The organism is Pseudoalteromonas sp. J2K-J979, from assembly GCF_058169715.2.
The window spans coordinates 2660548-2680135 of record NZ_CM200281.1 but is presented as its reverse complement, the minus strand read 5'-3'; the positions used below and the strand labels follow the sequence as shown (position 1 = coordinate 2680135).

Below are 19588 nucleotides of genomic sequence, written 5' to 3'. Positions count from 1 at the left end.
CGAAATCACCTAGAGGAAATTAAAATGGAAGATTTAACCGCACTATTTACTAATATGACAGCCATGGAATATGCGATTGTTGTTCCGCTGATGTTAGCGATTTATTTTATTCCGACAATTTTGGCGCTCTTTTTTAATCGTAAATACTTAAAAGTCATCGCCGTTGTGAATGTACCGGCTGGATTTTCTATGATTGCGTGGGGAGGGTTAATTGTTGTGGCGGTAACGGGTAGTGCTTCTGAAAAACTTTTAAAGAAGCTAAAGCTAGAGAAATATATACCTGCAAAAGCAAGTCAATAATTGTAGAGCGTTGCTTATTAAGTTTTCAGTGAATATTTAATTGCGTAAAACCTTGGGAGTGAGTATGGTTATTGCGCAATAAATTCAATAAATAAGCGCTTCTGTTCAAACTATAGTCATACGACTTAAAATGCACAGAAAAGTGTTTGACTTATTTTCTGAATTCTTTATTATACGCCCCACAAGACGGAGAGGTGGCCGAGTGGCCGAAGGCGCTCCCCTGCTAAGGGAGTATAGGGTTTGTAGCCCTATCGAGGGTTCGAATCCCTCCTTCTCCGCCATTTTTAAATGGTTGTCTTGTAAATCCGGACGCATAGCTCAGCTGGATAGAGTACTCGGCTACGAACCGAGCGGTCGGAGGTTCGAATCCTCCTGCGTCCACCATCTTTTCTCGATGTGAAAATTGAAGTTCTCTAGTAATGAACTAAAACTTGACTATCCGATATGGACGCATAGCTCAGCTGGATAGAGTACTCGGCTACGAACCGAGCGGTCGGAGGTTCGAATCCTCCTGCGTCCACCATCTTTTCTCGATGTAAAAATTGAAGTTCTCTGGTAATGAACTAAAACTTGACTATCCGATATGGACGCATAGCTCAGCTGGATAGAGTACTCGGCTACGAACCGAGCGGTCGGAGGTTCGAATCCTCCTGCGTCCACCATCTTTCATCTTAGGATGAATAAGAAGCCTACATTAAGTAGGTTTTTTTATGTCTTCTTTCTAGGCTTCATTAGAAAGGTTCAGAGCATGAACTAAACACACTCATCAATGCGGACGCATAGCTCAGCTGGATAGAGTACTCGGCTACGAACCGAGCGGTCGGAGGTTCGAATCCTCCTGCGTCCACCATTTTCATCTTAGGATGAATGAGAAACCTACAACTATGTAGGTTTTTTTATGCCTAAAATTTTTATTTTATCGTTAGTTACTCTCTGTTACATATACATTGATCAGTTTGCTGCAATTTGGCGTATAGTTTTAATTAATCATTCTTAAGTTTAACTGGCGATGAATTCACGTAATTTTATACTGATCATTTTGTGCGTTTTTGCTTTAAGTGGCTGCTCAACGACGTTTATATACAACAACCTTCCTTGGCTTGCTGATTATTGGGTTGATGATTACGTTGATTTAGACAAGCAACAATCAAAACAGCTCAAAGCTGAGGTTGAAAAGCTAAGACGCTGGCATCGCAGCCATGCTTTACCGCAATATCGTGAATTATTAGTTGAAATAAAAGCGGCGTTAAACAAGCCATTAGACGCACAACAATTACTTGAGTGGCGAGAAACATCCCAAATATATTGGCAAGATGTGGTCCGCCAGGCAAATGATCCGATATTAGGGTTAGCTGTCAGTTTATCGGCACAACAAAAACAAGAATTTGTTGAAAATGTTAGTAAAAAAATATCTCGTCAATTTAGTGAATTCGAAGAGTTGAGTGAGCAAGAGAAAGTTGAGGTACGCATTGAGCAAATGCTTAGTAGCTACAAAAACTGGCTGGATAAATTAAGTGATGAGCAAGTATCACTCATTAAAGAAGCGGCTTTAGCTACGGCTTCAACAAGAAATCATAGATTTGAATACAAACAACGCCGATTAGACGCGTTACGGAATGTATTCACACAAACGGTATTAGATGAATTCGAGTTTAGGGTAGAATTAACCGAAATAATTGTAAACACGGAACAATACAAATCAGATCAATTCATTGCACTCTCTGCCATTGATAAGCACACACATGCTGCATTACAAGCGCGGATCCTCACCACGTTATCAGCAAAACAACAGCGTCACTTAATAAAAGAGTTCAATAAGTGGATAGATGATATTGATACTATTATTGAAGATGGTGATTAATATGAGGTTTATCGAGATAGTATGGGCAGTCGTGTATCTTTAGGGTATGATCTGTTCTTTTTTATGCTGGGTTTCCATGTCATTTAATTTTAATTTCGTGCTAAATAAAGCCTATTTTACAGAGTGCTTCGAGCAGTCTGAGATTATTAATTTAGCCCCTAAGCGAAAGCTAATTTTTGCTTCACTGATGTTTATTATTGGTTTTTTGCTCAATACAGTCAATGAGGCTAGTAAGTTTCCAGCATATTTATTAATGGGGATTGGGGTGTTAGAGCTAATCGCTTATTACTATCGAAAACCTTGGTGGGTGACTAGGCAAATGTGGAGTCGCTCAGCTAATGTTACGGTGACACTGATAATCGATGAAGAAAAAATAGCGACACAAAGTATCCATCATCAATTATCGATTAAATGGGCCGATTTAACTGATCTACTTGATACACCTTTGGGCGTGATCCTTGTGACAAAAAACCAGGGGCGTCATTATCTATCGAAAGAATGCATGAATGAGGAAGCGATGACATTTATACACTCAGCTATTAAAGGTTGAAAAAAGGGGAAAAAGACATGTGTCTTTTTCCCCTTTTTTGTTAGCGGTATAAACGACGCCAAGCGCAGGTACGATAACCATTTTTTTCGAAGTAAAAGTTTGCGCAATTATCATCATAATTGCTGTTCCCAACATCGACGCGATAACCACTAATGTACTGATTGTGTAATGAGACAAAGCGGCCGTTATAAAGTAAAGACCAATGTATATGTGGGCCACTTGATTGACCACCTTGGCATAATGCTTGTGAGTAACGACTAGCATAGCGTCCTAACCAAGCACCAGCAGGCACCACGTCACCTGAATTGTATTGCAAATGATCCATATGGTAATAGCTTGTTGCATAGCCACTGGGATGAGTAACTCGGATATTACATGATGAATATCGCGTCACGGTCCCACCATGCGACGCCTGAATCCAAGGGGTATTGCTGCCCCAACCACCTGAGCCATTATTAAAATCTAATGAAGAATAAGGATAACCAGATCCTGTATTGGAATGAGCCCCGCCGCTATACCAGGCATAACCGCTTGGCCACGGAAACGAAAGGTTAAAGTTTGCTGCCGATTCAATCGCTTGAGGAGCTGTAAGTGATTGCGGATTTGACTGCGGGTCAATTAATAAAGACTCCCCATCAAATAACGATGAATAGCGAGTTAAAAGCTCGGTGAGTGAGTTTTTATTCTGCACATTCTCGGTTGGTTGGTGAGTACGGCTGTTGTTGTGATTTAGCAAGCTAATCAATGCTAATGTGGCTGGTGTATCTGAAGTTATGTGCTGTGTTGATTGTTTTGTGAGTGCTTGCTCAAAAGCATAAAAGCGAGCATTAAGTTGCAGTGCGACATCTTCAATTTGCTGATCAAACCCTTGCTTACTGGAGAGACCTTCCAAAGGAGAGGTCAATTTTTCAGTATCCGGTTCTGAAATTAATTCACTTTGTAGTTCGATTAGCGCCAGTAATAATTTTGGATTAATACTGGCATAACCCGCCCAATGCAAAATAACTTCTTGTTTATGCACTAAAGAGGGGGCATAAAGTGAAAAGTAATTGCCCCAATCGATAGTATTAAGTTGATTACTAAAGACAAACGCTTCCGTAGAGATAATCTGTAGACTATTACTTTTTACAGTTGTGAGCGCTTGAGGTGATAATTCAAATTGTGTGTCGTGGTAATCTGTCGCATTTGTCTTCTGACTGAAAATGGCAGAAATTAAAGCTGCAGCTAGGCTCATAGTTAATAGTGAGTGGTTGTTGTTGCTCATTGTGTGTTCCCTTTTGTACCTGTTATTTCCATGTTCACTTTAGAACGATTGTTACATAATTGTAATATATCTTATTTGTACCTTTTATGGGTTTTTGTGATAAGGGCCTTTTTGTGAACTTGTATTAAAATGTTTACTTTATGAGCTGTTTTAATTAATTAATTTGAAATTACAGCTAGTTAAGTAGAGGTGATTTTTAATTTTTGTCGAATTGAATCAATTTCAAAAACTTTTAGTTTGATGGATGTCCGTTATTCATTGGTTATGCACGTGGTAGTTTACGTTAACGTTAATAGGTTTAGCTGTATAATTGGTAATACCAATTTATCTGTTTAAGCATTTTGGATGTATTTCTTAATTGAAATCCATTGCCGATATTTATAAATAACTTTGAAAGAGTCCTATTTTTCATTAGTTTGGGCTATGTCGATCATTCATCGCTTATATGTCTGCTTGAAAAATCTACATGTTGTTCACTGTTAATTTTATGTTTGCTATGTTAGCTTATGATTAATTGGTTTTACCAATTGACAATCATTTGCGTGTGATTATGATGGATATGATTGTTGATTTTGAATTTTTATCTATTTTAAGTGGTTATTTATCTGCTTATTCGTGGGGGTGAGGAAATGGATATAGCGTCAAGTTTAGTGCAGGCTGCTAATTTAATGCTAACTGGTATGGCGGTGGTTTTTATATTTCTAGCCATACTCATTGGTGCAATTAAGTTAATGAGTCATTTAATTGGCCAAGAGCCTGAGCCAGTTGTGACTAAATCACAGGCAAGTTTTAAAGCTCCGGGTGTGAGCAATGCACATATCGCAGCGATATCAGCCGCAGTTCATCAGTACCGAAATAAACAAAAATAATAGGGGTCAGAAATGTCTAAATTAAAATTAACCGAACTTGTTCTGCGTGACGCCCATCAATCATTATTAGCGACACGTTTACGTCTTGAAGACATGTTACCTATAGCAGAAAAACTCGATCAAGCGGGGTATTGGTCTATTGAATCATGGGGGGGAGCTACTTTTGATTCATGTATTCGTTATTTAGGTGAAGATCCTTGGGAGCGTATTCGTGCTTTAAAAAAAGCGATGCCAAATACCAAGCAACAAATGTTACTTCGCGGCCAAAATTTACTCGGTTACCGTCATTATGCGGATGATGTCGTTGAAAAATTTGTTGAGCGTGCCCATGCCAATGGTGTAGATGTATTCCGTATTTTTGATGCGATGAATGATGTTCGGAATCTTGAAACTGCAATTAGAGCGGCCATTAAAGTGGGGGCTCATGCTCAAGGTACGATTTCTTATACCGTCAGCCCTGTTCATACTTTAGATATGTGGTTAACGCTGGCCAAGCAACTTGAAGAAATGGGTTGCCACTCTATATGTATCAAAGATATGGCTGGCTTATTAAAGCCCTATGATGCGGAAGAGTTGATTAAAGCGCTTAAACAAACAGTCTCAATCCCAATTGCGATGCAATGTCATGCAACAACAGGTCTAAGTACCGCCACGTACCAAAAAGCCATTGATGCGGGTATCGATATGCTCGACACAGCTATTTCATCAATGAGTATGACTTATGGCCATAGTGCAACAGAGACGATAGTTTCAATTGTTGAAGGGACTGCGCGAGATACCGGTTTAAATTTAGGTGAGCTTGAAGAAATAGCGGCGTATTTCCGCGATGTTCGTAAAAAATATGCAGCCTTTGAAGGAAGCCTTAAAGGGGTTGATGGTCGTATTTTGTTGGCACAAGTACCTGGTGGTATGTTGACCAACATGGAAAATCAACTCAAAGAGCAAGGTGCGGGTGATAAGCTTGATCAGGTCTTGTTAGAGATCCCGAAAGTGCGTGAAGATTTAGGCTTTTTACCATTAGTGACGCCAACTTCTCAAATTGTTGGTACACAAGCGGTACTTAACGTGCTCACAGGGGAGCGTTATAAAACAATTACTAAAGAAACCGCAGGTGTTTTAAAAGGTGAGTATGGCTCTACACCAGCTCCAGTTAATTTAGCTTTGCAAGAGCGGGTATTAGCCGGAGAGCAAGCAATTAGTTGTCGCCCTGCTGATCTGATTGCGCCTGAACTTGATATATTGCAAAAAGAGCTCTTAGACATTGCAGAAAAAGAAGGGGTTCAGTTAGCCGACCAAAGCATTGATGATGTCCTCACTTATGCACTGTTTCCGCAAATAGGTCTGAAATTTCTTAAAAATAAAGATAATCCATCAGCATTTGAGCCCGTACCTACAGGTGAAAAACCAACACAGAGCAATACGGCATCAGTAAGTAAGGCATCGGATAGTGCGCCTGAACAATATAGCGTTCAAGTTGATGGTAAAGTATATGACGTTGTTGTTGCGCCAAATGGCCAATTAAAAGATGTGCAGCTTAAAGATAGTGAGCTAATTCCGCAATCTGCGTCAGTAGAAGGTGGTGAAACCCTAAACGCGCCATTGGCTGGTAATATTTTCAAAGTGAAAGTAAAGCCTGGTCAGCAAGTTGAGCGTGGGGATGTTGTTATCATCATGGAAGCAATGAAAATGGAAACTGAAATCCGTGCTGTTAGCTCAGGTACGATTGCTGAAATATTTACCTCTGAAGGTGCCTCTGTTACGACAGGTGAACCTTTGTTGTCATTAGTGTAGAGGTTTTTATGGAAGCATTGCTTAACTTGTGGCAAGCAACAGGGCTTGCCAATTTTGTCCTGCCACAACTCATTATGATTGCGGTTGGTTTTATACTCCTTTATTTAGCTATCGCACGTGGGTTTGAGCCTCTTTTGCTTGTGCCGATTGGGTTTGGGGCCTTGTTGACGAACATACCATTAGCGGGTTTATCAGAGCCGGGTGGGTTGCTTTATTACGTCTACTATTTTGGCATTGATACCGGTGTTTTCCCATTATTAATTTTTATGGGGGTGGGGGCTTTAACGGACTTTAGTGCGTTAATTGCCAATCCAAGAATGTTACTTCTTGGAGCCGCTGCACAATTTGGTATTTTTGCGACCTTATTTGGTGCGATATTACTGAACTTTATCCCTGGCTTTGAGTTTAGTTTGGCTGATGCATCTGCGATAGCAATTATTGGTGGGGCAGATGGTCCGACGGCGATATTCTTAGCTTCTAAGCTCGCTCCTGAGCTACTTGGTGCGATTGCTGTTGCTGCATATTCTTATATGGCGTTAGTGCCTATTATTCAACCGCCCATTATGCGAGCGTTAACAACAGAAGAAGATCGTGCGATTCAAATGCCGCAACTTCGGGTTGTTTCTAAAAAGGAGAAAATTATTTTCCCATTGATGGTATTAGCATTAGCTGCCATGTTTTTGCCAGCAGCAGCACCGTTAGTTGGTATGTTCTGCTTAGGCAATTTAATGAAAGAATCTGGAGTGGTCGACCGGTTAAGTGGTACCGCGCAAAATGAACTGATTAATATCACGACTATCTTCTTGGGTTTAGCGGTGGGTTCTAAGTTGTCTGCTGAGCAGTTCTTAACAGTCGAAACTTTAGGTATTTTAGTATTAGGTGCCGTTGCATTTGGTATCGGTACCGCTTCAGGTGTATTCATGGCTAAGTTAATGAATAAGTTTTCTAAAACACCAATTAACCCTCTTATTGGCGCTGCGGGGGTATCGGCAGTACCGATGGCTGCACGTGTTGTAAATAAGGTTGGGTTGGAATCTAACCCGCATAACTTCTTATTAATGCACGCAATGGGCCCAAATGTGGCCGGTGTATTAGGTAGTGCAGTTGCAGCGGGTATTCTATTGGCACTAGTTGGATAGTTTTTTGTGGCACGTCTCCCAACGTAGTTACTTTTTGGCGGCCTATTAGGCCGCTTTTTTATTGGCAAATTCGATTTCAACCCAGTAAAGTAAACGTTCGATTATCTTGCTGATAAGGAAGTGAACTTGACTGTTTTGGTTATATTAGGTGTATTAGTGCTCGCGCTTGTGGTGGTGTTACCTTTGATAGAGCGGTTTGGTCCGCATTATAATCAAACGCAGCAAGCTAAAATTAGTCGATTTATTTGGCCTATGGTGTTTGTTCTATTGCTCGCGCAACTCGTTAATCACCTATTTTTAAGCTAATCACGTTTAAAAGATCGCTAGTATGTTTCTTTTTTATGGTGCAAGTTGCTGCGTTAATGCAAGCGGCTTAGCGCTATCGCCTTTCGTATAATCACACACCCCTTCAGGGAAAATCTCAGCCAGTTGGGTTAAATAAGCCTGCATCTGATGCTCACCATAGCGCTCTTCTTCAATGGCTTGCTTGACTGGAATAGTGTGGCATTTGAAAATGCTACCTTGCCATGGCCCGCCAGCTTGGATGCGGCTATTGGTGTATATTTGAAAATGTTTTGCGCAGTCACCTTGCGGCCGATTATTCCAGTTGTCGTCCCACACGGTTTCACCTTGAGCGATAATTTTCCCATCTTTATCGAAGCAGCGATCACTTAAAAGCGCTTCGTTAGGATTGTCTCCTAGCAACCAGTCATCCATTGCTTGAAAAGCTTCATCCATGGGGGTGTAGTTAGGATCTGCTATCCAAATTTTGTGATTTTTTACCGTGCCTGTTTGTTCTAAAATTCGTAGGCGAGTCGCGAAGACAGTTGATACATGATGCATGTCGAGCTTAGCTTCAAGGTAATGATGTATATCAATAGTCGGAATGTCGTTGTAGCCTAAAAACACTTGCCCGTATCGATAAGCATTTTCAATTGCTTTTGTCGATGCGCTACTGCGAGGTGCGGGTTTTCCAGAGCCTTCGGTAATATTATGATTGCTCCACTGAGTGAGCCAAATACCAACTTTTGTAAAAGGAATAAACAGCAGTTGTTCTTTAGTCATTTCGTTGGCACTTTTCCAGCCGCCAATGTGGTAGTTGAGGTCGATAAACTGTTCAACAGTAATAATGTTTTCTTGCAGTGCCTTCAAGCCATATTGAACACCCTGATTATCCCAGATTGAATTAGCGAAACCATGTTGATCTTTGCCAAACACATTGGCCAAATCTTGCCAATAGCTCCAATGGGTTATCTCTTTAACATGAGGTGAATAGGTTTTCCGTAAGAAGCCTTGATCAGGGTTATTAACTAGAGCACTTAAACCAAAGTAACCATTTACACACTCACTATAAATTTTGGGTAAATAAATGGGCTTAGCATTGAGTAATTGGTTTATAGGATAAAAAAACCAAGACTTATGTTCAAGTTGTTCACTATTGAGCCCTTCAAGCGCCCGCTTTTTTGTTTGGTCATCCCAATACGCCAGATCGCTGCGAAAGGTATAGTAGTTATTGAATAAATCACAATCTAACGCATACAAGGTTTGGCTGACCATATCAGGATAAGAATATAAAGGCAGTGCACCGTCAATCAATCCTGGGGCATTTTGAGCGAGAAGGTATTGTGCAAGGCCACCTCCCGATCCTCCTATGCCAACAGTGTAGAGAGGCTCACCGTAGAGGCTGATAAATTGTTTTTTTACTCTAATGGCCGTATCTTCAGCTTGCAGCATATTGTAAGTATGGCTGGTTTTGTTACCAGAGCTCGAAATAACAGCATAACCTTGTTTGAGCTGTCCAAAGCGGCGCTCAATCAATTTTTGTGGGGCAAATTTTCCTTGGCGAAAGCCAATCCCAACACCACCTGCGAATTGGTAAATCAAGCGCTTGTTCCACAAGCTTTTGGCTGTTCTATCCGTCCACTCACTTCTTTCAATGGGCATCATCAGCGTATAGATGTAGCGATTTATGGTACCTTGTTCGACTCGAAGTAATACTTCATTTTGTTTGAGTTCTAAAGTATTGAGATCAAACACTTCTGTGCTGTGCTCAGGGCTGCTTGCAATGAAAAAGCGGATTTGTGTTTTAACTGCGCAGTCTTTGCTATAGCCAATGACTTTGTTGGTCAGTTGGCCACGCTGTTCTAAAAATACTGGGGTGCCTAATAATTCATTATTATCAACTTCAGGTTGTCCAAGACCGGATTCCCAAGTTGAACAGGCAAATGGGTAGGTTAAATCGCCAGAAAATAGCGGTAAAGTCGGGCCAATTTCGCCAACTTGTATTGGATAGGGATATGGATCGGTTGGCCTATGACTATAACGCAGGTGAGTGTCAACTTGAATCAGAGGGGCTGGTGTATTAGTTGCAACCGTCAAAACTTGTCGATATTGATAAGGCGTTTCACTGCACGTCGTAAGTGTTGAGGTACAGAAAAAGATAATTAAACACGATTTTAATATGGTCATCTTCACCTCCTAAACTGCTTAATTATAAGTATAGGAAAGCAAAACTGAGCTGGGAGAGTTTTTTGAAAGAATAAAAAAGGCTGTTAAAAAACAGCCTTTTATAGAGTAAAAACTGCGATTAGTTCATCGCTAGTTGCAATTCTCGCTTGACGATTAATTGCGCCAGCATCTGGTCTGCAATAGGTTTAAACTTAGCTAGCTCTGTCGTATTCAATGACTCAGACTTAGGTAATTTAACCGTTTTAGGGTTACGGTGAACACCATTGACTAAAAATTCATAATGCAAATGCGCGCCTGTTACGCGACCAGTTGCACCGACAGTACCTATTAGTTGCCCTTGTTTGACTTTTGCACCTGTTTTAACTTTTCGTTTGTGCAAATGAAGGTATTTAGTTACATATTGGGTACCATGTTGGATGAAAACATAGTTCCCGTTATATTTGCTATAACCTGACTTGATTACTTTACCATTACCAGAAGCCATCACAGGTGTGCCTGTTTTGGCTGCGTAATCTATCCCTCTATGGGCTCTAATTTGACCTGTGACAGGATGCTTTCTTCTGGGGTTAAAACTTGAACTGATGTATTTAAAGTTAACCGGCGCACGTAAAAAAGCTTTGCGCATGCTACGCCCTTCAGGCGTGTAATAGTTGCCATCTTGATGTAAGACTGCAGCGAAATGTTCACCTTGGTTAATAAACTCAGCCGCGACTACATTGCCTGTGCCTATATACTCACCTTCAATATGCTTAGTTTCATAAATTAATGTAAAGCTATCGTCTTTGCGAATGTCATTGGCAAAATCGATATCCCAACCAAAAATATCTGCAAAATTCATAATTTGCTTTTCGGTTAAACCAGCCTCTATCCCTGCATTCCAAAAGTTAGTTCGAATGGTGCCAGATGTAATTTGGTTCCGCGTTTCAATTTCTTTACTGGAAATGGAACTTTGATAGGTTTGATTTTCACCAAGGGATATTAACAAGGTATCTGTTTGACTGAGTTCATATTTTAGATGAGTAAGTTGCTCATCACTATCTTTGGCAAAATAAAGCACATCACCTGGATGTATATTGGTTAATTGCTTGGTTTGTTTGTCAGTATTGATAAGTTTGTGAAGAGTCTGGGCTGAAAACCCGGCGCGTTTAAATATTAGCGCTAAATTATCACCTTTTTTGACTGTGAAAGCATTATAGGTGATTTCTTCGCTATTGCTGGCTTGAAATTCAGTGTTTACTGGCTCAATTGCTGATTCTTCAGCAATTTTTACTGCAACATCATAACGTTTTCCAATCTCTAGCCCTGTTTGGTTATTATCTTTAGATGCTTTGGCTTTTTCAGAGGTCGTTAAGGTTAAGGTTAAAATTACTGCGAAAAATACCAGAATAAGTATTTTATGTTTCTGGGGTAATTTGTGGACAACAGCAACCATGATTAACCTTTTCTAACTAAACGCTACTTTATAACAATTTTCAGCATATAACGAATATAGCGCTAATACCAGTGGTTTGTGCATTTAAAGTCCATAAATAATGAGTTAGAATCGGGGAAATATGTGCAATGTGACAAAAGACGAGTTGTTGTTTTTTGCCAACATTCTCAGCTTAATGTTATTTGGAGAAATCAATGGCTGATTTACAAGCCGCGTTAGCAGAAATCAAACGTGGTGCTGAAGAAATACTGATCGAAGAAGAGCTAGTCGAAAAGCTTAAATCAGGTAAAAAACTTAAAATTAAGGCTGGTTTTGATCCAACAGCTCCTGATTTACATTTGGGGCACACAGTACTAATTAATAAAATGAAGACTTTTCAAGACTTAGGTCATGAAGTGATTTTCTTAATTGGTGATTTTACAGGCATGATTGGCGATCCAACCGGCAAAAATGTAACCCGTAAACCATTGACGCGTGAAGATGTGTTAGCTAATGCCGAGACGTATAAAGAGCAAGTATTCAAGATTTTAGACCCTGCGAAAACAACGGTTGCATTTAACTCGACTTGGATGGAAAAGCTTGGCTCTGCAGGGATGATTAAGCTGGCATCTAACCAAACTGTTGCTCGTATGCTTGAACGAGATGATTTCAAGAAACGTTATGCCGGTGGTCAACCAATTGCGATACATGAATTTTTATATCCACTTGTTCAAGGTTGGGATTCTGTGGCATTGGAGTCAGATGTTGAGCTCGGTGGAACCGATCAGCGCTTTAATCTACTGATGGGCCGAGAGCTACAGAAGAGCGAAGGGCAGAAGCCGCAAACTGTCTTAATGATGCCCCTTCTTGAAGGAACGGATGGTGTGCAAAAAATGTCTAAGTCATTGGGGAATTATATCGGTATTACCGATAGCCCGACAGAGATGTTTGGTAAGATAATGTCTATTTCTGATGATTTGATGTGGCGTTATTACGAGTTATTAAGTGCATTATCAATAGAGCAAATTGAAGACCTGAAAACGCAAGTGACAGAGGGTAAAAATCCACGCGATATTAAAATTTCTTTTGCGCAAGAAATGATTGCTCGTTTCCATAGTGAGGAAGATGCACAGGCTGCATATCAAGATTTTATTAATCGATTCCAAAAGAAAGCACTACCAGATGATATTCCTGAAGTCACAGTTACAATTGAATCTGACGTTATCTCAATTGCTAATTTATTAAAAGAAGCAGGATTAGTCGCAAGTACATCTGAAGCCATGCGCATGATTAAACAAGGTGCAGTGAAGTTAAATGGCGAAGATAAAATTACAGATACCAAGCTTGAAGTAAGTAAAGGGACACAAGAAATTTATCAAGTAGGTAAACGTAAGTTTGCTAAGATCTCAGTAGAATAAATGTTGTTTGCAAATAAAAAAAAGCGATAACGCACTCCGTTATCGCTTTTTTATTTATCAAATTCTTTGGTTATTTTAGTTTTTTATTGGCGCGGTAATTTGGCAGAGGTGTTCTAAGCCTTGTAATACTCTTGCTGTAAAACGATGTAAGTAATCAGGATCGATGTAAAACACTCGCTCATTTTTCACCGCATTAATCATTTTCAAGCTTGACCACATATCACCATGACCACTGTTTGGGCTCTTATTTGAAATAATAATAATGTCAGGATTTTTAAGCATGACTTGTTCTTTATTGACTGTTGGGTAAGCGACAGAATGTTCTGAAAATGGGTTAGTTAATGCGCAGACATCTAATAAGTTTTGGATCCAACTATCACCATTGGATGTGATGATCGGCGAATGCCAGACTTGAAAAAAAGTCCGTTGCTTTGCGCGATGCTGATAGTTTTTTCTAAGGGAGTCTAATTGGGTTAAAAACGAATCGTTTAACTGTGTTGCAATTGTTGTCGTGCCTGTGAGTTCGGCTATTTGCATCAGCTGTTCAGGGATATCTTCAAGAGTGTGTGGGTTAGAAAGGTGTACTTTGATCCCTAATCGCTGAAGTTTTTCTATTTGCGCTAATTGAGTACTACCTTGCCATGCTAATACTAAGTCTGGTTTTAAACGCACAAGTGCATCTAAGTTAATGCCATTTGCGTCAGATACTATCGGTTTATTTTTCGCGTCTAGAGGGTAATCGCTGTAAGCACTCACCGCGATTATTTGTTCACCTAAACCAAGGGAATACGCCCATTCTGTTAAATGGGGAGCTAAGGTTGCGATACGTTGTGTGGCTAAAGACGAAAATGAAGTGCAAACTAAAAAAATCAATATCCATTTAAATTTTAAGAAAAGCAACGGCGATCTCCAGTAATATAATGACACTTAACCATAAAATTTTTACTTGATTAAGTATGCCCAAAGCGTGAAGTAGATCACGAGTCGAAGGCAACGGACCTTGACCAACACGCATTTTCGCATATCGCTTTTTTTGGTACAAGGCGGGACCACCTAATTGTATTTGCATTGTCGCCGCGGTTGCGCTTATCAACCAGCCAGAGTTTTTTTGATAGAAGAACTGCCCATATTGACTCATATAACGAACCGCCAACCGAGTCTGTTTATTTAGAGCGATAGAGCACGCAACTAAGCGCAGAGGTATCCACTCAAATAGGTAGTCAACTATTTGAATCGGTTTTAGAAAAGCTGAATCAGGAGTGACTTTTTTAGACCAAGTATTGTGAACTAGGTTAATCAGTCGGTAGCTCAATGCGACAAAAGGTCCTGCGACTAAAAACCAAAAAATTACAGCAAAATAGTGGCGCGCTAATCTCAGCACGAGCGTTTCAATGCCCGCTTTAATTATGCCAACTTCCGATAAAGAATGAGTGTCTCTTCTAAGCCAAAGTCTAAGCAAGTCGCGAGCAGCTGATTTTTGGTTATGTTTGAGCAAGGTTGGAATTTTTTTGGTGGCACTTTCGAGTTCCTTACTTTCAATGCATAAATATAAAATAAACACCGAGAGCCACTGCGGGTAAATCGCAAAGGACACAATACCCCACGTTAAGATCAGTAGAGTTAATATAGGTAAAATAAACCCTAATGTACCCGCTATATATTGATACTGAACAGAAGATTTTGAATCAAAAATACGGGATTGGATATTGCTGAAAATTAGCTTTAATAAAGTGAATGGGTGGTAGGCACGAGTAAGTGGCAAAATGCGCTCAGCACAAATTGCCACAAGCAACAAGATAAAACCCAAATGTTGTTGGGCAATATCAAGTAGCACTTAAAGAGCCACACCTTGTAAGTTAGTCAATAACGCAATGACCATTTTCGAAGAGTTTTCTGATGCAGTGACAAGATACGCTTCAAATGACTCAGGGGATTCTTTCCCGGCAATGTCTGATAATGAACGGATCACAACAAATGGAGTGTTTAGCTGATGGCAGGTTTGCGCAATCGCAGCGCCTTCCATTTCAACGGCAAGCATTGATGGGAATTGTGAGCGTGTCGCTTCAATACGAACAGGATCACACATAAATGAATCGCCGGTACAGATAAGGCCTGTCATGGTTTTCACATTACCTAATGAGGCAATTGCTTGTTGTGCTGCATCAATCAGAGATGCATGAGCTGTAAATCCTGCCGGCATATTAGGCACTTGGCCGAACTCATAACCAAATGCAGTGACATCAACATCGTGGTGGCGAACTTCAGACGAAATAACTACATCGCCTACATTTAAGCTTTGTTCAAATCCACCGGCAGAGCCTGTATTAATAATACAATCAGGTGAAAATCGTTCGATCAACAATGTGGTAGCGATACTTGATGCTACCTTACCAATACCCGATTGGACTAAAGTAACTGAGTGCCCAGCTAATTGGCCTGTATAAAAAGTAAACCCAGCGACTTGGGTTGTATTCACTTGTGTCATGGTGTCACGCAAAATAGCTACTTCAGGCTCCATTGCGCCAATGATACCGATATTCATAAAATATAATCCTCTTTCTAGTTGTGCTGATTATACTGTGAAAGCTTAAAAATGCGAGAATCAAAGGCTTAGCGAATTAAAAAATCACCGCTTTTAAGTTTGAATAAGACACTTAATTGATGGCTGAAATAATTAATGTGCAGCGCATTGCGCTGCACATATTACTAAGAGACTTGTGCAAGTGCGGTGGAATTCGATGCTTTCATTTGAGAAGGGGATAATACCGCAGGACGCATAATCGTTTTTGCTTTGACTATCGGCGGCTTGACTGCTTTTTTGCCTAATTTGAACAAAATAGCTTGGCGTACTTCTGACGACTTATATCCTGCTTTGACTTTCATACGAATATGCGGGATGCCAGCTGATTCAAGCGCGCCACCGACAAACCAATCTTTTTGAGCCTTATGGCCTTCTTTGTTATTGTTGTTTACTAAATCTATCGCAGCCACAATGTTCAGGTTTTGTTTATCGAGTAATACAAAGTCGAGCTGTTTATTTTTGGCTTTAGTTAGCGCTGTGCGCTTATTTTTTTCATTGATACCCGGTTTAAAATCAATCACATCGACTAACTTAACGCGACTGACAACTTTATAATCATTGCCGACAGATTGTTCCAGCAAGGTTAAAAATGATTTTTCTACTTGCGTAAATAAACTGGTTTTACTTTTAAAAGGGTAGGGGTTGCCACTGTCGGTCATTCGCCCCGCAATGACCGCTGCAATCACGACCAACACTAATATTGATAACAGTACAAATTCCATAACTACTCCAAGACAACAAATTGACACTAACTGTTTAAAGCACAATTTATGCCAAAAATGATGACTTAAAGTAAGGCGCGATCGGGTTTACGTTGGGTATCAAACAACATAAACCCATTTGAAGTTTAAGCGGTGTAGCCTGACTCTACACCTTTGACTGCAACACTGACAGCGTCATGGGCATGCAAAGATTCATAATGGTTGATACGCAACCAGAAGTCTGAATAGGCGCTTTGCTGATTGAGTATATGTTTTACTTTTCGAGCAGCGTCTTCGCAAAACATTAAATTTTGGCCATTGAGGCGCGCAAATTCTTGTTCGTCTTCACGTTTCACAGCGGCTTGGACGGGGGTCTTGAGTTCATTTTCAAGTGCATCAATCAAGCCTAAAATATCAAAGTGGCTATCGCGTTGATTGAGCTTGACCTTTACTTGCGCTATTGAGCGTTGAGAATGCGGTGTGGCAACAATACCTTGAGTGCTGCCCAGCCATTGCATAATGTGATCTTTATCGATAGCTTGTTCGGTGAATTGTTGATCAAACGCTTGTTGAATGAGTTGACGCGCTAACGCAGCAGAGCATGGGCATGTAGATGAGTATGTAACTGATACACTCAGCTCAAGTGTAACGACTTGCTCTTTATATGTTGCAGTAATTTCAACTGGGTAAGCTTTCCAGCCTGTTTTTCCACTTAATAAAGAACGGCGACGCAAATGATAATCAAATTTTAGCGTTACTTGGGCTTGGTCACTAAGCGAATGGTGACTGCTAATAAATTGGTCTAATACTGTGGTTAGGGTTTCAGGTGTCAAAGTTTGCTGATTAGAAAATTCATCAAGCGCCAAATATAAGCGCGACATATGAATACCCTTAGCTTGCGGATCATTCAAATTTACGAAGGCTTCAGCTAATGCAGATACATGCTGGTCAGGGCAGTCTTTGCTGCTGACCACGAGTGGAAGCTCTATTTGGCTCATTCCAACCCAGTCGAGTGTCCCTTCTTGTAATGCCTCAGCAGAGTGGGCAATGTCAGGCATGAATTTTTGCATTGGTTCGTTTACTCCCAGAAATAGCCTATGCTGAAAAACGCGCCATTCTACAATAAAAAACGCGATGGTGCTTTTTTTATAAAATGAAAAAAAGACAAGTTTGTTCATAATACCTTACAAAAACACTCAAGTATTATGGTGGGAATATAATTTATTTTTAATAAGCTTTTCAAGCTTTAAGGAATCGCTCAGTCAGAATACGATAAAAGATCATTTGTTTGCTCATATATTCTTTTAAGTACAGTTACTTATTGGTAGAATGTAGTGATTATGCGCTTTGCTTTTTGGTGCGCTTTGCATGCTTAGTTATTAAAAAATAATAATAAAATGGTATCTTTCAATGAATATTCGTAACACTAAATCGCTTGCTAGTTTATTTTTAGGCGTGATAGCGCTTTTAAATGCCTATCAGAGTATTGCACAAGAGCAAGCAAATTTATTTTTGTTCGGTCAAGAACTTGAAGTTTGTTCAAGTGATATGGATAGATATTGCTCGCCTGCGAAAAAGCAAACTGGATTTGATGAAAGTGCTAAATTAGGGCCGATTTATCAAGTTACAGATGAAGCGATAACTCGCTTAGCTGATTTTAGTTGGACTGAACAGCCGCAGCTTCGCGCACAAGTCATTGCAATGATGCAATCGTTAAAACCCCAAATTGAAGCATCGCAACTATCAGAGCGTGAGTTTGTTCGTTTAATTCGCCGCAGCTCTTTTACCCATCAAGATGAAACAATCAAAGGGCGCGATGTTTGGTCAGGGCTGTTTGAATTTGAGCGCAACAATTTATTTGACTTACTTGAGCAAAAACAAGCAGCTCGCTCGGGAAAACGCTTGAAAACTCAAGTTGATTTATTGGCAACTAACAATGAATCAGCCCTGCTAGCATATCAAGCATTTTATCAGCGAGCGCATCAGGTTGCAGGTAAAAAACGTAAACCGAGAGTCGCGTTACTGACAGGTGTGAGCCGTGACCCTTATCAAAAAGTCGATTATTACACTGGTTTATTTGAGCAGCTCGGCTTTGAAGTAATTTGGTTGCCGTTAGACGGAGCAATGCAAACAGCATTATCAGTCAAAGAGTATGATGCCGACGCCTGCAGCAAGCTTGCTCAGTTTCAAATTCAAAAGTTAGGGAGTTTTCGTCGTAATATTCTGTACCCTGATTTGTTTAAACTGCAAGAATCTGCGTGTCGAAAAGATGACAGTATTTTAGATAACATTAAACGTGCCGATGCGATTTATATCGCTGATGGCAGTAACTTATTAGCCTCACATGCTTTAAACAAGCCGACAGGTGAAGCGAGTCCTGAATTATTAAAAATAAAAGAGATGCTGACTAATAAGCAATTGATCCTAGCGGTCGAAGGTCAAAGTATTAATAGCCTAGCTTCTCGTAATACCATTTTATCAGGCGAAGGTGCTCAAGTGATGATTGAGCCAAGTAATGTGTATTTAGGTGCTAATGAAGTCTGTAATCTTGGTGTGGATTGCATTTCAACTGAAGCAGAACGCGAACTCAATTATCTATCTGAAGGGGTGTTAGGTTTATTCCCTTACGGCTTAATTGATACTCAGCTGTCATCATTAGCCAGACAAACACGTTTGTTAAAAGTCGCCTACGAGACGCAAACACAAATGAGCTTCGGTTTAGATAAAAAAACGGCATTAGCAATCAGCATTGAAGAAAGTGAAAAAGGCGACAGTGTGACATTTGATGTCATTGGCAGTGGTGGTTTTTGGATTTTTGACATCCAAGACGGCAAGCTGGCACCAAACATGGCGACAGGTGAATATATTAGTCATTACTTTACCCACCAAGATAAAGTTGTTTATCGTAATGCGAGTGTTGCACCTGATTTTGCCCCTTGGAAAATTGCCACTCGCTTAAATAGCTCAAACCCAACGGTGACCTCATCGCAGCCTTTTGCCCGCTATAATTACTTCAAGTTTAGTCAAATGTTATGTAATACCGGTGCGAGTTCTGCAGTTGCGATTGGTCAACTGCAAGAAATAAACTATACGCTACAATTGGTTAAAGGTGCGAGTAGTGCTGCCAGACAAGGGGTGTTATTGCTTGATGGCGATAAAGAGTCTCGTTGTTCGTTTAGTGGTGTTACAAATCAAATATTAATCAACTAACCTGCGATCATTTTTCGACGGGCA

At 40.2% G+C, this 19588-nt stretch carries 17 protein-coding genes and 5 tRNA genes; 14 read left to right on the top strand and 8 right to left on the bottom strand.

The genetic code is table 11. The features are described 5' to 3' along the window. Positions 1-24 precede the first annotated feature (24 nt). From AC3KVK_RS12415 to AC3KVK_RS12380, 8 genes are all read left to right on the top strand, one after another. A complete protein-coding gene (locus AC3KVK_RS12415) occupies positions 25-300 on the top strand; it encodes a superinfection immunity protein (RefSeq protein ID WP_490311490.1) in 276 nt (91 codons plus the stop codon). Between the two features lie 188 nt (positions 301-488). After that, positions 489-581: transfer RNA gene (locus AC3KVK_RS12410), tRNA-Ser, on the top strand. Positions 582-607: 26 nt separating this feature from the next. Continuing rightward, positions 608-684: transfer RNA gene (locus AC3KVK_RS12405), tRNA-Arg, on the top strand. A 62-nt stretch (positions 685-746) separates the two neighbouring features. Next, a tRNA-Arg gene (locus AC3KVK_RS12400) sits at positions 747-823 on the top strand. A gap of 62 nt (positions 824-885) precedes the next feature. Beyond that, positions 886-962 (top strand) — tRNA-Arg (locus AC3KVK_RS12395). 111 nt (positions 963-1073) lie between these two features. Further along, positions 1074-1150: transfer RNA gene (locus tag AC3KVK_RS12390), tRNA-Arg, on the top strand. Between the two features lie 159 nt (positions 1151-1309). Beyond that, positions 1310-2161, top strand: a complete 852-nt coding sequence (locus AC3KVK_RS12385) for a DUF6279 family lipoprotein (protein WP_490313437.1) — start codon at positions 1310-1312, stop codon at positions 2159-2161. A gap of 76 nt (positions 2162-2237) precedes the next feature. Next, positions 2238-2711, top strand: coding sequence for a YcxB family protein (locus tag AC3KVK_RS12380; RefSeq protein ID WP_490313436.1), 474 nt, complete (start codon positions 2238-2240; stop codon positions 2709-2711). Between the two features lie 40 nt (positions 2712-2751). Here AC3KVK_RS12380 and AC3KVK_RS12375 read toward each other — a convergent pair whose 3' ends face one another. Further along, the gene (locus AC3KVK_RS12375; protein ID WP_490313435.1) at positions 2752-3975 is read right to left on the bottom strand and encodes a M23 family metallopeptidase; all 1224 of its coding nucleotides are present in this window, start codon (positions 3973-3975) and stop codon (positions 2752-2754) included. A gap of 629 nt (positions 3976-4604) precedes the next feature. Here AC3KVK_RS12375 and AC3KVK_RS12370 point away from each other — a divergent pair. The 4 genes from AC3KVK_RS12370 to AC3KVK_RS12355 all read left to right on the top strand — a co-directional run bounded on the left by AC3KVK_RS12370 (position 4605) and on the right by AC3KVK_RS12355 (position 8080). Next, the gene (locus tag AC3KVK_RS12370; protein WP_490313434.1) at positions 4605-4844 is read left to right on the top strand and encodes an oxaloacetate decarboxylase subunit gamma; all 240 of its coding nucleotides are present in this window, start codon (positions 4605-4607) and stop codon (positions 4842-4844) included. 12 nt (positions 4845-4856) lie between these two features. Then, positions 4857-6635: a sodium-extruding oxaloacetate decarboxylase subunit alpha gene (gene oadA, locus AC3KVK_RS12365; protein WP_490313433.1), complete on the top strand. Its 1779-nt coding sequence runs from the start codon at positions 4857-4859 to the stop codon at positions 6633-6635. 8 nt (positions 6636-6643) lie between these two features. Beyond that, positions 6644-7774, top strand: a complete 1131-nt coding sequence (locus AC3KVK_RS12360; RefSeq protein WP_490313432.1) for a sodium ion-translocating decarboxylase subunit beta — start codon at positions 6644-6646, stop codon at positions 7772-7774. A gap of 126 nt (positions 7775-7900) precedes the next feature. Beyond that, positions 7901-8080: a hypothetical protein gene (locus AC3KVK_RS12355; RefSeq protein WP_490313431.1), complete on the top strand. Its 180-nt coding sequence runs from the start codon at positions 7901-7903 to the stop codon at positions 8078-8080. A 33-nt stretch (positions 8081-8113) separates the two neighbouring features. Here the strand turns inward: AC3KVK_RS12355 and AC3KVK_RS12350 are convergent, their stop codons facing one another. Next, positions 8114-10243 (bottom strand): DUF6351 family protein, encoded by a 2130-nt coding sequence (locus AC3KVK_RS12350; protein ID WP_490313430.1) that lies wholly within the window; start codon positions 10241-10243, stop codon positions 8114-8116. 118 nt (positions 10244-10361) lie between these two features. Then, the gene (locus AC3KVK_RS12345; RefSeq protein WP_490313429.1) at positions 10362-11675 is read right to left on the bottom strand and encodes a peptidoglycan DD-metalloendopeptidase family protein; all 1314 of its coding nucleotides are present in this window, start codon (positions 11673-11675) and stop codon (positions 10362-10364) included. Between the two features lie 194 nt (positions 11676-11869). Here AC3KVK_RS12345 and tyrS point away from each other — a divergent pair, with 194 nt between their 5' ends. Continuing rightward, positions 11870-13072 carry a tyrosine--tRNA ligase gene (gene tyrS, locus AC3KVK_RS12340; RefSeq protein WP_490313428.1) on the top strand — a complete coding sequence of 401 codons (1203 nt, stop codon included), beginning with the start codon at positions 11870-11872 and terminating at the stop codon, positions 13070-13072. A gap of 75 nt (positions 13073-13147) precedes the next feature. On the opposite strand, the gene AC3KVK_RS12335 is transcribed toward tyrS, so the two are convergent. The 5 genes from AC3KVK_RS12335 to folE2 all read right to left on the bottom strand — a co-directional run bounded on the left by AC3KVK_RS12335 (position 13148) and on the right by folE2 (position 17424). After that, positions 13148-13972 (bottom strand): cobalamin-binding protein, encoded by an 825-nt coding sequence (locus AC3KVK_RS12335; protein WP_490313427.1) that lies wholly within the window; start codon positions 13970-13972, stop codon positions 13148-13150. Next, positions 13953-14906: a cobalamin biosynthesis protein CobD/CbiB gene (locus AC3KVK_RS12330; protein WP_490313426.1), complete on the bottom strand. Its 954-nt coding sequence runs from the start codon at positions 14904-14906 to the stop codon at positions 13953-13955. Before AC3KVK_RS12330 ends, AC3KVK_RS12335 begins: the two co-directional genes overlap by 20 nt. After that, on the bottom strand, positions 14907-15614 hold the full coding sequence (gene mtnN / locus AC3KVK_RS12325) for a 5'-methylthioadenosine/S-adenosylhomocysteine nucleosidase (RefSeq protein ID WP_490313425.1): 708 nt from the start codon (positions 15612-15614) through the stop codon (positions 14907-14909). A gap of 164 nt (positions 15615-15778) precedes the next feature. Continuing rightward, the gene (locus AC3KVK_RS12320; RefSeq protein ID WP_490313424.1) at positions 15779-16375 is read right to left on the bottom strand and encodes a DUF2726 domain-containing protein; all 597 of its coding nucleotides are present in this window, start codon (positions 16373-16375) and stop codon (positions 15779-15781) included. A gap of 125 nt (positions 16376-16500) precedes the next feature. Next, the gene (folE2, locus tag AC3KVK_RS12315; protein WP_490313423.1) at positions 16501-17424 is read right to left on the bottom strand and encodes a GTP cyclohydrolase FolE2; all 924 of its coding nucleotides are present in this window, start codon (positions 17422-17424) and stop codon (positions 16501-16503) included. Positions 17425-17764: 340 nt separating this feature from the next. Between folE2 and AC3KVK_RS12310 the strand changes: the two genes are divergently transcribed. Beyond that, positions 17765-19564, top strand: a complete 1800-nt coding sequence (locus tag AC3KVK_RS12310) for a type 1 glutamine amidotransferase family protein (protein ID WP_490313422.1) — start codon at positions 17765-17767, stop codon at positions 19562-19564. Positions 19565-19588: the final 24 nt, after the last annotated feature.